A 13,507-nucleotide genomic window follows, 5' to 3' on the forward strand; every position below is an offset into this window, starting at 1 on the left:
ATTACTAATAAACAATTATCACTTACTAATAAATGATAATTGTTTATTGATAAATGTATTATTTTTTAAGTCCAAGTTCTCTTAAACGTTCGTCTAAAAATTGCCCAGCTGTAATATCATCAAACTTTTTAGGGTTTTCTGCATCAATACAATTTTCTAAAACATCTAATTTCATGTCTGAAACTGGGTGCATAAAAAACGGAATTGAATAACGTGATGTTCCCCACATTTCTTTAGGTGGATTTACAACTCTATGAATGGTTGATTTTAATTTGTTGTTACTGTGACGAGATAACATATCTCCAACATTAATCATTAATTCGTCTGGTTCTGCCATTGCATCAATCCAGTCTCCATTATGGTTTTGCACTTGTAAACCTTTACCTTGTGCACCCATTAAAAGTGTTATTAAATTAATGTCTCCGTGTGCTGCAGCTCTTTCAGCTCCTTTTGGTTCAGTTTGTATTGGAGGATAATGTATTGGCCTTAGAATACTATTTCCATCTTTAATATAGTTGTCAAAATAAGTTTCTTCTAAACCTAAATGTAACGCAAGTGAACGTAAAACGTATTTTGCAGTTTTTTCTAACATTTTATAGGTTTGTTTACCTACTTCGTTAAACTTAGGTAATTCTTTTACAGCTACGTTGTCTGGATATTCTTTTGCGTATTTAGAAGCAGCTTCTACATACTGACCAAAATGCCAAAATTCTTTTAAATCTCCTTCTTTTTTTCCTTTTGCAGATTCTTTTCCAAAGGAAACATAGCCTCTTTGTCCGCCAATTCCTGGAATTTCGTAGCTTTCTTTTACATCAACGGGCAAGTCGAAAAAGTTTTTAATTTCTGTATATAAATCATCAACGAGCTTGTCGTCTAAGAAGTGTCCTTTTAAGGCTACAAAGCCAATGTTTTCGTAGGCATGTCCAATTTCATCTATAAACTTTTGTTTGCGAGTTGCATCGTTAGATAAAAAGTCTGCTAAATTTACGCTAGGTATTTTATTCATTGTTAATAAATTTGTTTTAAACGTGGGATAAATTTACTAAAAACAGTAAAACCACCGACAATTACTTATTAACAAACGGAATTAAATAAGAAATAGTGTAGTTAAATCCAAAACCAACATTATTTGCATACACTCTGTTAAAACCAGGAGCAAAGAGTGTTTTAAAGTTTTCTGGGTCGTCTATACTAATACCTACTTTGTAAGAAAAACTGAATCCAATAAACAGATTTTTAAGTGTTTCTGCTTTTAAACCTAATTGTAATTCCGCCCAATGTGCCGTTAAACCAGTATCTGTAAAAGGTGTATCTATTTGGTTTGCTGTAAAATAAGTGTTTCCCGTATTTGGAGTATAACTATTAACTGTATTATCAAAAATGCTAAAACCATAACGGAAGCCAACAAAAATCTCATTATTCATGTCTAACCAATTTTCATAAGCATTGTAATTTGCGCCTAATCTAATATAGCTCCCTTTTGCGGTAGAATTTGTGAAATCTTCAATTGTGTTTTCTTCTTCGTAACCTAATTCTGCTGCCGCATACCAATTTTTAGTAATTCTATAATCACCCGTTATTTCAAATCCACTGTAAGAATCATCTAACATAGATTTAATTGGTTTACTAATATCTAAACCAAGTCTAAGTCCGTAGCCAGTTTTATAGGTTACTGAATCTTTTTTTACGTCGGATTTTTCTTTTTCTTGAGAAAATCCATCAACTGAAATAATAATCAATAAAATGCTAATGAAATACTTGTACATGCGCTGTGTCTTGATTTGTTATTGATGGAATTGTGGTTGGAGTTAGTGAAGAAATCCAACTATTTGATGGTGAATCTATACTTAAAGAAACATCTTTGTAAGTAAAACGATAACCACAAGAACGAGACGTAAATTCCTCTTCAGGAGTATAAGTTATTGTTAATTTATTTAGTAGTAAAGTTCCTTGAGATAGATTATAAACTGTTTCTGATGTTAACGGATTTAACGGAATTGCAATAGAATCTACAGCTTCATTTAAGTAAAGACTATCTTTTCCTTCTGCCCAAATATACAATGAGTCAGTTGCTTTTATTGTTGTTGTACTTGTTGCATCGTAAAAACGTAACACTAAATTTGGTGTTGTTGGTTCTACACAAATATCATCTATTTCACAAGCGGAAATTAAGGATACTGTAGCAATTAAAAAGATAATATATTTTTTCATTTTAAATATTTCTAAGTCAAATGTAAGTAATTTTTCTTGCTGAATATGTTAAACCTTTTCAAACAAAACAACCGTTTCTATATGACTTGTATGTGGAAATTGATCTACCAAACTAATCTTTTTTAGCTCATAACCAGCTTCGCGTAACATTTCTGTATCACGTGCTTGTGTTGCAGGATTACAAGAAACATACACCATTCTGTCTGCATTTAGGTTAATGATTTTCTTAAGCGTTTTTGGTGCAATTCCTGCTCTGGCTGGATCTAAAATAATGGTTCTAATCTTATTTTGATATTGTGGATGTTCATTTAAAAACTTACCAACATCGGCAGCATAAAATTCTAAGCCTTCAATATTATTTCTTTTGGCATTTTTCTTAGCGTCTTCAATAGCTGAAGCTACAATATCTACACCAACTATTTTTGCGTTTTCACTTTTTGAAGCTAATATTTGACCAATAGTTCCTGTTCCACAAAATAAATCCATAACAACTGTATTGTCTATTGCTTCTTTATTTTCTAAAGCATAATCGATAACTTTTGTGTATAGTTTTTCGGCAGATTTTGGGTTTGTTTGAAAGAAGCTTTTCATACTAATTTCAAAATTTAAACCTAATAGTTCTTCTACAATTTTATCTTTTCCGTAAACAAGATTTATACTTCCTGAAGTTGCAATGGTTCTATCGCCAACTTCATCGTTAATTGTATGTAATAAACCTGCAATTCTGTCTCCAAAAATTCCTTTTAAAAAGGCTGCAAATTCATGTAAATCGAATTTATCTAGTTCTGGTGAAGTGGTTACTAAATTGAATAAAAGTTCGTTTGTTTTGTATGATTTTCTAACTACAAAATATCTAAAGAAACCTTCTCTTTTTGGTCCGTGCCAAGGCGCTAAACCTGTATCTTGACAGTATTTTCTAATGTTTATTAAGTTGTCTTCAAATTCTTTATCGAATAAACCTGAGTCTTTGTTAAGATTATCTCCCATCCACCAAACGCCACGACGTTTAAAGCCTAAAGTAAATTCATCTACATCAGTTTTGTTTACTCTGTCGTAGCCAATTGCAGAAAATCCATATTCCATTTTATTTCTGTAATGAAATACATTTGGAGAGGTTATAAACTCGTCAAAAACGTCTTCTATATTTTCAACTTTTCCAATACGTTTAAAGAGTGAAAGTGTACTTTCTTTTTTATATTGATGTTGTAAGTCTATTGGTAACTTAATATACGGAGCGCCTGGAATGTCTTGAAAAGGAACGTCAACTTCATTTTCGGAATCTTCTAAAACATCAATTAGTTTAGCTTCTGCGTATTTTTTGCTCGATTTTTTAATCTGTGCTTTTACCAATTGTCCTGGTAATGTGTTGGGAACGAAAACAACAAAGCTTCCTTCTTCAGATTTTATTCTTGCAATTCCTTTTCCGCCGAAGGCATAATCTTCAATTTTTAATTCTAAAATTTGATTTCTTTTTACAAACTTGTTTCGTTCTCTACGTGGCATTCTCTGTTGTTTATTGGATTTGCAAAATTAGGAAAAAGATATTGATAATGTACTGCATTTGCGTTAGGGATTGCAGTGACATCCTTTTATGAAGAATGAATAAAAGATATAACGGAAAGCCCGACCTTTTTAGGGAACGCCCAAATTAAGGTTATAATAGTTTTTTACATAAAAAAAAAGCACCTCAATTGAGATGCTTTTTAATGATATGATTTTAAAGTTTATTTTTTATTAAACTTATCTAAAATTTTTGTCATTTGTTTTCCTGCTGCTTCACGACCTCCTAAACCGAAAGCTAATACAACTGTTAAGGCAACTGCGCCTAAAGTTATACCAAATGCTAAGTTTATAATATCGTCTGCTATACCCATTCTGCGTAAACCAATTGCTAAAAAGATTGCTAAAATTGCTACTTTTATAATGTTTGCTACAAAAGGGTTATCGTCTGATTTTAAGAAGTTTTTAGAGGCAACATTTGCAACCCAATTTCCTATTGCTAAGATTACTAAACCGAATAAAATATTACCACCTAATTCTATTACAGTGTTCATCATTTCTGATAATTTTGTAAACTCTAATTTTTCTATTGCTGTAACTAAACCGAATAAAATAATAAAAGCATACACAATATTTGCTATTAAACGCTCTATGTTTGTTTTCCCTGTAACTGCTGTTAAACCAGCTTTTTGCATTACTTGGTTTAAGTTTAAGCTATCTAATAAATCTTTTAATAATTCGCTTAAGAAACGCCCTCCAACAACAAAAATTATCATGATTATTGTTGCTACTAATACTTTAGGAATTGCGTTGAAAAAGCTTTGTAACATTTCGCTTGCTGGTTCTGAAACAGAACTAATATTTAAAATGTTTAATGCTGATATTAATAAAGGAATAAAGATGAAAATAAATACAACTTTCTTTAAAATATCTACTAAATCGATGTTTTCTGGTAAGCGTAATTTAGGAGCAAATTTTTGAATTGTATCTCCAGATAAGCCAACTAATTCAGATACAATGGTTGCTAACATATAACCAATATAAGCTACTAAACCAGCGCCTATAATATTTGGAATGTAGCCTAAGAAACCGTCAAGTAAACCTTTTACTGGTTCTAAAACACTTGTCATTCCTAACTTGTTGAGTGCTAACATGAATACAAAAATCATTACTAAATAATATAATAATTTTGCAATTACATCTGCAAAGTTTACTTTTTTGCTGCTTAAAGATTCATCTACACCTGATTTTTTAATAAGTTTTTTAACTAATCTTTTTAATATACCAGCTACAAACCATCCTATAATGATAATTGCTAATGCTGCTATTGGAGCACCAAAAGAGCCCGTTAAATTGTTGTAAGTTTCAATAATCTGATCCATAATTTTTTTGATTTTTTGATTCTTTTTTATGACACATTTATTTAATAAAAGTCACTTTAAATTTAGTACTTTTGTATTTCTAGGGATGATTTCTTTCCCACGCTGAATTTTCAGAACTTTCTGAAAGGATAAAGGTAGAACAGGAATAGTTTTTTTATTAATTAAATATTATTTAAAATGGCTATTTTAGACCAATTAACTTCGCAAAAAGCGATTGAATTAGAGAACAAATACGGAGCACACAACTATCATCCACTTCCTGTGGTTTTAAGCAGAGGAGAAGGAGTATATGTTTGGGATGTTGAAGGAAAAAAATATTATGATTTTCTTTCGGCTTATTCTGCCGTAAACCAAGGACATTGTCATCCAAGAATTGTAGATGCAATGGTGAATCAAGCAAAAACATTAACCTTAACATCTCGTGCATTTTATAATGATATGTTAGGCTCTTATGAAAAATATGCTACTGAACTTTTTGGTTTCGATAAATTATTACCAATGAATACCGGTGCAGAAGCTGTGGAAACGGCTTTAAAATTAGCTAGAAAATGGGCGTATGAAGTAAAAGGGATTAAAGAAAATAAGGCTGAAATTATTGTTTGTGAAAATAATTTTCATGGAAGAACAACTACAATTATTTCTTTTTCTAATGATCCAGTAGCTCGTGCTAATTTTGGACCTTATACAAAAGGGTTTTTAAAGATTGAATACGATAATTTACAAGAATTACAAGAAGCGTTAGAAAGTAGTAATAATATAGCTGCATTTTTAGTTGAGCCTATACAAGGTGAAGCAGGTGTTTATGTTCCTTCTGAAGGATATTTAGCAGCTGCTAAAAAAATGTGTGCAGATTATAATGTGCTTTTTATTGCAGATGAAGTACAAACCGGAATTGCAAGAACGGGTAAAATGTTGGCTGTAGATCATGAAAACGTAAAACCAGATGTTTTAATTCTAGGAAAAGCATTAAGTGGAGGCGCATATCCTGTTTCTGCAGTTTTAGCTGATGATGCTATTATGAATGTTATTAAACCAGGAAATCATGGTTCTACTTTTGGTGGAAATCCTGTTGCAGCAGCAGTTGCAGTTGCCGCTTTAGAGGTTGTTAAAGATGAAAAGTTAGCAGAAAACGCAGAAGCTTTAGGACAAATATTTAGAGCAGAACTTGCTGAGTTTGCAAAAGAAAACGAGCTTGTAAAATCTGTTAGAGGTAAAGGTTTATTAAATGCAATTTTAATAAATGATACAGAAGAAAGCTCAACAGCTTGGGATATTTGTATGAAATTACGCGATAACGGTTTGTTAGCTAAACCAACACATGGAAATATAATCCGTTTTGCGCCACCTTTGGTAATGAACGAAGAACAATTACTAGATTGTATTTCAATTATTAAGAAAACAATTTCTGAGTTTTAAACGTTCTTTTTTTAGAATGATATGAATAAATAAAAAGCGACCAATTGGTCGCTTTTTTATTTATTGCTGTGTATAATAATTATAGTCTTTAATAACCAATTCAACAAAATCCATTGGTTGTAAATCTGTTTTTATATTGGTAATTTCTATAATTTTAACGTGTAGTTTTAGAATTATTTTATGATTTCTAGTTCTTTTAGATTTTCTGTACAATTCCTTTATTGTTTGTATATCACTATCAGAAAGCGTGGTAACTTGTGGAAACGTTGGTTTGTAATCTGTAGCAACATCTACACCTAAAGTGTTTAAAGTAACTCTTTTTCTTTCACTAATAACAGTTGTTCCTCCCGCAATATCTCCTAAACGTTGTCCTTTTCCGTTTAATAAAATTGTTAATACAGCAACAGAACCACTTGCTAAGTTAAAATCAATAACACGTAACATCCAACGTAAAAGATAGCTTCCAAAGGTTGGTTTAGTACCATCTAATTTTACAACTCTTAATTTGTTAATTATTTTTCCTGGAGTTTGTCCGTTTAGTAAAACTTCAAAAAGTAAACTGTAGAAGAAAATAGGTAAACCAAAAATGGTCCAAAAAACATAGAGTGTAAATCCTTCATCAATATTTAGCCAACCCATAACAAATATTAAAACGATAATATAAAGCACAATTATTAGCGCATCTAACAAATAAGACCCAATGCGCGTTGTGATATGTGCTGCATTTTGTTGTAAAGTTATATTTTGAGCTGTTTCTATTTGAAAGTTATCCATTTTTTATCGTTATTTGTTGTCAAATAAGAATTGCGAATATAATAATTTCATTAATCTTTTTAGCCTTTAATTCATAAATGAGAGAAGCTTCTTTTGTATCAAAAAATAAAGAAAAGTGGCAGCTTTTTGATGACGTTTTGTCAAATAAAAAGCAAGTTTCTCCAGATCAATTATCGGATTTATACATAGAAGTTACAGACGATTTAAGCTACGCAAAAACATTTTATCCAGCTAGTAATACCGAAGCATACTTAAATTCTATTGCTTCAACTGCACATATTAAAATTTACAAAACAAAGAAAGAGGGGAAAAACAGATTTGTTCAATTTTTCTTAAAAGAATTTCCATTAGAATTTTATCAACATCAAAAACAACTATTAATTGCATTTGTGGTTTTTGGTTTTTTTACACTTGTTGGTGCTTTTTCTGCTTCTAAAGATGCAGATTTTGTACGCTTAATTATGGGCGATGCGTATGTAAATATGACTTTGGAAAACATTGAAAATGGAGATCCAATGGCGGTTTATAAAAAAGCAAATGAAACCGAAATGTTTATTGGTATAACAATTAACAATATTCGTGTTGCTATGTATGCCTTTGTTTTTGGAATTATATTTTCCGTAGGAACCTTGTATATTATGATGCAAAACGGAATTATGTTAGGCTCATTTTTGTACTTTTTCTATGATAAAGGTTTGTTTTGGGAATCTTCCAGAACCATTTGGATTCATGGAACTATAGAAATTTCTGTAATTGTAATTGCAGGTTGTGCAGGTTTGGTTTTGGGTAACGGTTTATTGTTTCCAAAAACATACTCGCGTTTAGAGTCTTTTAAGAAGAGTATTAAAGCAGGTTTAAAAATTATGGTAAGTACAATTCCGTTTTTTATAGTTGCCGGTTTTTTAGAAGGTTTTGTAACAAGACACACAGAAATGCCAGATTGGCTAGCAATTTTTATCATCTTATTATCTTTAGCAAGTATCATATTTTATTACATAATTTACCCAATTCAACTAACTAAAAAAAATGCAAAATGAGAAGCAATAACGAGTACGTAGAGTTTAAAAAAGAGCGCGATTTAGGCGCAATAATTACAGATACTTTCAAGTTTTTTAGACTAGAGTGGAAACCATTTTTTACAACAACATTTAAAATTGCTTTAATTCCAATCTTAATTGCTTTAGCAGGTATTTTATATTATTCTTACGAGCAATCTAATATGTTTTCTTCAATAGATTTTGAAAATCCAAACGATTTTCAGAATTCACCTTTTGGAGGAGGAGGAATGTTAATAGCAACTTTTGTAATGTTTTTCTCTTATTTAATAGCTTATATAATGATAAACGTTGCAGCTATGTACTACATTAAATCCTATGTAGATAATGACGGAAAAACTAATTTTGAAGAAATAAAACAGAATGTAAATAACAATCTTTGGGCGTTTGTAGGTTTAGGTTTTATTATTGGTGTAATGGTTTTTGTAGGAATGCTTTTTTGTGTAATTCCAGGAATTTATGTTGCCATACCTTTAACCTTAGCCTCTTCAATTTATGTTTTTAAAGGAAAAGAAGTAATGGATTCTATTAGTTATAGTTTCACTTTTATAAAAAATCATTGGTGGGAAACTTTTGGAGTTTTAATTGTAGTTGGATTATTAATTACCGTTTTAGGAAGTATTTTCTCAATTCCATCAATAATTTATATGTTTATAAAGACCATGTCTGGTATTGGAGAAAATGATCCAACAGCAATTATGAGTCTTTTTTCTGACCCAGTTTATTTATTTTTTACAGTTGTTTCTTATGTCGGTAGATTTTTATTTTACGCAGTAACATTAGTGTCTACAGTGTTAATTTACTTCGATATAAATGAACAAAAATACGCATCAGGAACTATTGAACAAATTGATAGATTAGGAGAATAATTTTGAAGCATTTTATAATTTTCATATCGTTTTTTATCTTTTCCTTCGGAAGTTTTGCGCAGCAAGATTTTGAAGGAATACAAATAGATAGTACTCAAGTTTCTTCCAAGGAATTTGATGAACAGTCTATAGAAAAATATAGGAATTCAGACGATTTTAATTATAACGTTCAAAAGAAAGAGGAAAATATTTTAGATCGTTTTTGGAACTGGTTAGGAAGATTGGTTAAAAAAGGACTTTCTTGGGTATTTGATGATATTTCTCCTGCTTTAGGTTTAATAAAAGACTTTTTATCAATATTGCCTTACATACTTTTAGCAGTTTTACTGTATTTTATTTTGAAGTTTTTCTTAAAAATTGATACCAATAGTTTAAAAAATAAAAACGGAAAAATAGCAGCTATCAATATAACAGATGAAGAAGAATTGATTAAAAATAGTGATTTGCAAGAACTTGTAAATCAGTCAGTAACTAATAAAAACTATCGTTTAGCAGTTCGTTATTACTATTTGTTAATTTTACAAAAATTAGCGGATAAAGAACTGATTGTTTGGCAACAAGAAAAAACAAACGAAGATTATATTAAAGAGTTACAAGCAACAAAAGTACATCAGCAATTTACAGAAAGCACACGTTTGTACGATTTTGTTTGGTATGGAAATTTTGATATTAATGAAACTGAATTTACCAAAGCAGCAAGCCTTTTTACGAACTTAAAAAGTAAAATAGGTGAATAAGAAAGTAAAAATATACATAGTGCTTTTTATAGCAATTGTTGGCTTGTTAATGTATGCAGATGCAACAAAAGTAAAACCTATAAGTTGGTTTCCTTCTTATGTTGCAAAACATAAAATGCCTTACGGGACGTATATTTTAAGAAAAGAATTACCAAGTTTTTTTCCAAATTCAACCATAAAAGATATTAATACGGCTCCGTATGTTTTCTTGCAAGATAGCACAGTAAGCGGAACGTATTTCTTTTTAGATGGCGCAATTAATTTTGGAGAAGATGAGTTTAATGAACTTTTAAAGTTTGTAGAAAGAGGTAATGATGTGTTTTTGTCTACCAGTGGAAGTCAAATAGATACATTAGGATTAAAAACCAGCTCATTGTCAACTTTAGAACTGAATGAAAAACACTATGTTTCTTTATTAAATCCTGCTTTTTCGGATAAAAAATATAGTTTTGATAAACCAATGCCACGTATTTATTTTGAAGAAATAGACACTATGAATACTACAGCTTTAGGTAAAATAACCATGTTTGATAAAGATAGCATTGCTTTAAAAAGTGGCGTTAATTTTATAAAACATAAATTCGGAAAAGGTAATTTTTACATCAATACATTTCCGTTAGCATTTACAAATTATAACATTTTACATCAAAAAAATGATGTGTATGTTGCTTCAGTTTTATCGTATTTAGATTCAGAAAAACCAATACTTTGGGATGCATATTATAAAAAAGGAAAAGATAAAATTACATCGCCTTTAAATTATATTTTAAATTCTAAAAGTTTAAAATGGGCATATTATATTGCTTTAATCGGTGTGTTGTTTTTTGTGTTTTTTAAAGGAAAAAGAGAGCAACGAAACATACCAATTATAACACCGTTAAAAAACCAAACATTAGCATTTACTAGAACAATTAGTAATATGTATTATGAGAAATCTCAGCATCAAAAAATAGCCAATCAAAAAATCAATTATTTTTTAGTTTGGGTAAGAAGTAAAATGAATATTCCAACGGATGTGCTAAATCAATCGTTTTATAAACATTTAGCCTCAAGAAGTAATAATACTGATGAAGACACTGAGAAAGTTTTCAAAAAAATAGCACAAGTACAACAATTAAATACGGTTTCAAAAGAACAATTAATTGCATTAAACAGCTTAATTGAAACCTATAAAAGTAAAACACAATAGCAATGGAAAATACTGAAAATCAGCAAAACGACAATACTATAGAGAATCAAAACGAATTTAAAAATCGTATTGATTTATCTAAGTTAAAAGAAGCAGTTTCTTCAATAAAAGGGCAATTACAAAAAGTAATTGTAGGGCAAGAAGATTTTATGGAATTACTTTTAGTGTCTTTATTAGCAGATGGACATGTTTTAATTGAAGGTGTTCCTGGAGTTGCAAAAACAGTAACTGCAAAGTTGTTAGCAAAAACAATAAGTACCGATTTTAGTCGTATTCAATTTACGCCAGATTTAATGCCTTCGGATGTTTTAGGAACTTCAGTTTTAAATATGAAAACGTCTGATTTTGAGTTTAAAAAAGGTCCTGTTTTTTCAAATTTTGTTTTAATTGATGAAATAAATAGAGCGCCAGCAAAAACGCAGTCAGCATTGTTTGAAGCGATGGAAGAACGCCAAGTAACTATAGACGGAACGGAATATAAAATGAATCCGCCATTTATGGTGTTGGCAACTCAAAATCCAATTGAACAAGAAGGAACATACGCATTGCCAGAAGCACAATTAGACCGTTTTTTATTCAAAATTAATGTTGGATATCCAAATCTAGAAGAAGAGGTTAAAATTATTAGCAATCATAACGCTAGAAAAGGGCAGAAGCCACAAGAATTAATAACATCTGTACTTTCTGAAGCTGATTTATTAGCATACAGAAGTAATATTTTTGATATTCTTGTTGAAGAAAAAATTGTAAAATACATAGCAGAAGTTATAACAAGCACGCGTAATCATCCGCATTTATATTTAGGAGGTTCTCCACGTGCAAGTATTGCAGTCTTAATGGCTTCAAAAGCATTTGCTGCAATTAACGGAAGAGATTTTGTAATTCCGGAAGACGTTAAAAAGAGTTTATATCCTGTTTTACGTCATCGTGTTATGCTAACTCCAGAGCGAGAAATGGAAGGTTTAACTGCCGATAAAGTTATAGAAATGATTGTTCAATCTGTAGAAGTACCTAGATAATAAAGTGAAATTTTATAAATCCATATTTGTACACGATCAATTTTTCTATTACATCGCAGGTTTGTCTGCGTTGTTTTTAATGTCTTATTGGTTGCCTTTTTTATACACTCTTGCGTGGGTTTGTGTACTAATTTTTGGTGTCCTAACATTGTTTGATTTTGTGTTACTTTTCAGCAATAAAAAAAGAATTTCAGCAAAAAGAATATTGTCAGAAAAATTTTCAAATTCTGATGAAAATCCGGTTTCAATTCAAATTGATAATAAATACCCATTTCAGGTTTTTGTAAAAGTAATTGATGAATTGCCAAGCCAGTTTCAAAAAAGAGATTTTAATCATTTTTCAAGTATAAAATCTTCAGAAAACTATCAATTCGATTATCAAGTAACACCAGTTGAACGTGGCGAATATCACTTCGGATTTGTACATGTTTTTGCGTCTTCACAATTAAAAATTATTGCGCGCAGGTTTAGTTTTGATAATAAACAAATGGTTGCTGTGTATCCATCTTATATTCAAATGAAAAAATATGAGTTTTTGGCAATGAGCAATAGACTTACGGAATATGGCTTAAAAAAGATTAGAAGAATTGGGCACACGATGGAATTTGAGCAAATTAAAAGTTACGTTCCTGGAGATGATGTTAGAACCATAAATTGGAAAGCTACCGCTAAAAAAGGCGCATTGATGGTGAACCAATATCAAGATGAAAAATCGCAACCAATATATTCTATTATAGATATGGGACGCGTTATGAAAATGCCTTTTGAGAACTTGAAATTAGTAGATTATGCTATTAATTCTACACTGGCTTTTTCAAATATAGCATTGTTAAAAAATGATAAAGCAGGAATGTTAACTTTTGCAAAAAAGGTAGAAAATATTGTTGCAGCAAGTAATAAAAAAACACATTTAACAACCATAAATGAAACGCTGTATAATTTAAACACCAGTTTCTCAGACACTGATTTTAGTTTATTATACGCAACCATTAAAAGAAAAATTAACCAACGTAGTTTGTTAATTGTGTACACAAATTTCGAACATATTTCCGCACTTAAACGTCAATTACCGTATTTAAAAGCAATAAGTAAAAAGCATTTACTAATTACTGTTTTTTTTGAAAATACAGAGTTAGACGAATTAATTTCTACTAATGCAGAAGATGTTCAAGGAATTTATCATAAAACAATTGGGGAAAAATTTGCCTACGAGAAAAAGCGAATGGTAAAAGAATTAGATAAAGCTGGAGTGCACGCAATACTTACAAAACCTAATAACTTATCTGTAAATGTTATTAATAAGTATTTAGAGTTTAAAGCAAAAGGCTTGATATAAAAAAAGCGGTTATTTTAAT

General features: G+C 30.3%; 13 protein-coding genes. 7 read left to right on the forward strand and 6 right to left on the reverse strand.

Features of this window, described 5'->3' with window-relative positions; genetic code table 11:
* Nucleotides 1-58 precede the first annotated feature (58 nt).
* The 5 genes from L1S33_RS10210 to L1S33_RS10230 form a co-directional block, all read right to left on the reverse strand.
* Nucleotides 59-1,006 carry an isopenicillin N synthase family dioxygenase gene (locus tag L1S33_RS10210; RefSeq protein ID WP_240552079.1) on the reverse strand — a complete coding sequence of 316 codons (948 nt, stop codon included), beginning with the start codon at nt 1,004-1,006 and terminating at the stop codon, nt 59-61.
* Nucleotides 1,007-1,067: 61 nt separating this feature from the next.
* Entirely contained in the window at nt 1,068-1,766 is a 699-nt protein-coding gene (locus tag L1S33_RS10215) for a DUF6048 family protein (RefSeq protein WP_240562257.1), read from the reverse strand.
* On the reverse strand, nt 1,747-2,211 hold the full coding sequence (locus L1S33_RS10220) for a DUF6452 family protein (RefSeq protein WP_240562258.1): 465 nt from the start codon (nt 2,209-2,211) through the stop codon (nt 1,747-1,749). The genes L1S33_RS10215 and L1S33_RS10220 overlap by 20 nt, the downstream gene beginning before the upstream one ends.
* A 48-nt stretch (nt 2,212-2,259) precedes the next feature.
* Nucleotides 2,260-3,714, reverse strand: a complete 1,455-nt coding sequence (gene rlmD / locus L1S33_RS10225) for a 23S rRNA (uracil(1939)-C(5))-methyltransferase RlmD (RefSeq protein ID WP_240562259.1) — start codon at nt 3,712-3,714, stop codon at nt 2,260-2,262.
* A 221-nt stretch (nt 3,715-3,935) separates the two neighbouring features.
* Nucleotides 3,936-5,093, reverse strand: coding sequence for a mechanosensitive ion channel (locus tag L1S33_RS10230; RefSeq protein WP_240552084.1), 1,158 nt, complete (start codon nt 5,091-5,093; stop codon nt 3,936-3,938).
* 177 nt (nt 5,094-5,270) lie between these two features.
* Between L1S33_RS10230 and rocD the strand changes: the two genes are divergently transcribed.
* Nucleotides 5,271-6,509, forward strand: coding sequence for an ornithine--oxo-acid transaminase (rocD, locus tag L1S33_RS10235; RefSeq protein WP_240562260.1), 1,239 nt, complete (start codon nt 5,271-5,273; stop codon nt 6,507-6,509).
* A 60-nt stretch (nt 6,510-6,569) separates the two neighbouring features.
* Here the strand turns inward: rocD and L1S33_RS10240 are convergent, their stop codons facing one another.
* Complete coding sequence (locus L1S33_RS10240) at nt 6,570-7,283, reverse strand: RDD family protein (RefSeq protein WP_240562261.1); 714 nt, start codon at nt 7,281-7,283, stop codon at nt 6,570-6,572.
* A 77-nt stretch (nt 7,284-7,360) separates the two neighbouring features.
* Here L1S33_RS10240 and L1S33_RS10245 point away from each other — a divergent pair, with 77 nt between their 5' ends.
* The 6 genes from L1S33_RS10245 to L1S33_RS10270 are packed head-to-tail and all read left to right on the forward strand — an operon-like array spanning nt 7,361 to nt 13,488.
* Complete coding sequence (locus L1S33_RS10245; protein ID WP_240562262.1) at nt 7,361-8,320, forward strand: stage II sporulation protein M; 960 nt, start codon at nt 7,361-7,363, stop codon at nt 8,318-8,320.
* Nucleotides 8,317-9,207, forward strand: coding sequence for a hypothetical protein (locus L1S33_RS10250; RefSeq protein ID WP_240552087.1), 891 nt, complete (start codon nt 8,317-8,319; stop codon nt 9,205-9,207). The genes L1S33_RS10245 and L1S33_RS10250 overlap by 4 nt, the downstream gene beginning before the upstream one ends.
* Nucleotides 9,208-9,209: 2 nt before the next feature.
* Nucleotides 9,210-9,944, forward strand: coding sequence for a DUF4129 domain-containing protein (locus L1S33_RS10255; RefSeq protein ID WP_240552088.1), 735 nt, complete (start codon nt 9,210-9,212; stop codon nt 9,942-9,944).
* On the forward strand, nt 9,937-11,133 hold the full coding sequence (locus L1S33_RS10260; protein ID WP_240562263.1) for a DUF4350 domain-containing protein: 1,197 nt from the start codon (nt 9,937-9,939) through the stop codon (nt 11,131-11,133). The genes L1S33_RS10255 and L1S33_RS10260 overlap by 8 nt, the downstream gene beginning before the upstream one ends.
* 2 nt (nt 11,134-11,135) lie before the next feature.
* Entirely contained in the window at nt 11,136-12,152 is a 1,017-nt protein-coding gene (locus L1S33_RS10265; RefSeq protein ID WP_240552090.1) for an AAA family ATPase, read from the forward strand.
* 4 nt (nt 12,153-12,156) lie between these two features.
* The gene (locus tag L1S33_RS10270) at nt 12,157-13,488 is read left to right on the forward strand and encodes a DUF58 domain-containing protein (RefSeq protein ID WP_240562264.1); all 1,332 of its coding nucleotides are present in this window, start codon (nt 12,157-12,159) and stop codon (nt 13,486-13,488) included.
* Nucleotides 13,489-13,507: the final 19 nt, after the last annotated feature.

It is taken from the genome of Tenacibaculum aquimarinum (assembly GCF_022478115.1).
In the GTDB taxonomy this organism is placed as follows: domain Bacteria; phylum Bacteroidota; class Bacteroidia; order Flavobacteriales; family Flavobacteriaceae; genus Polaribacter; species Polaribacter aquimarinum_A.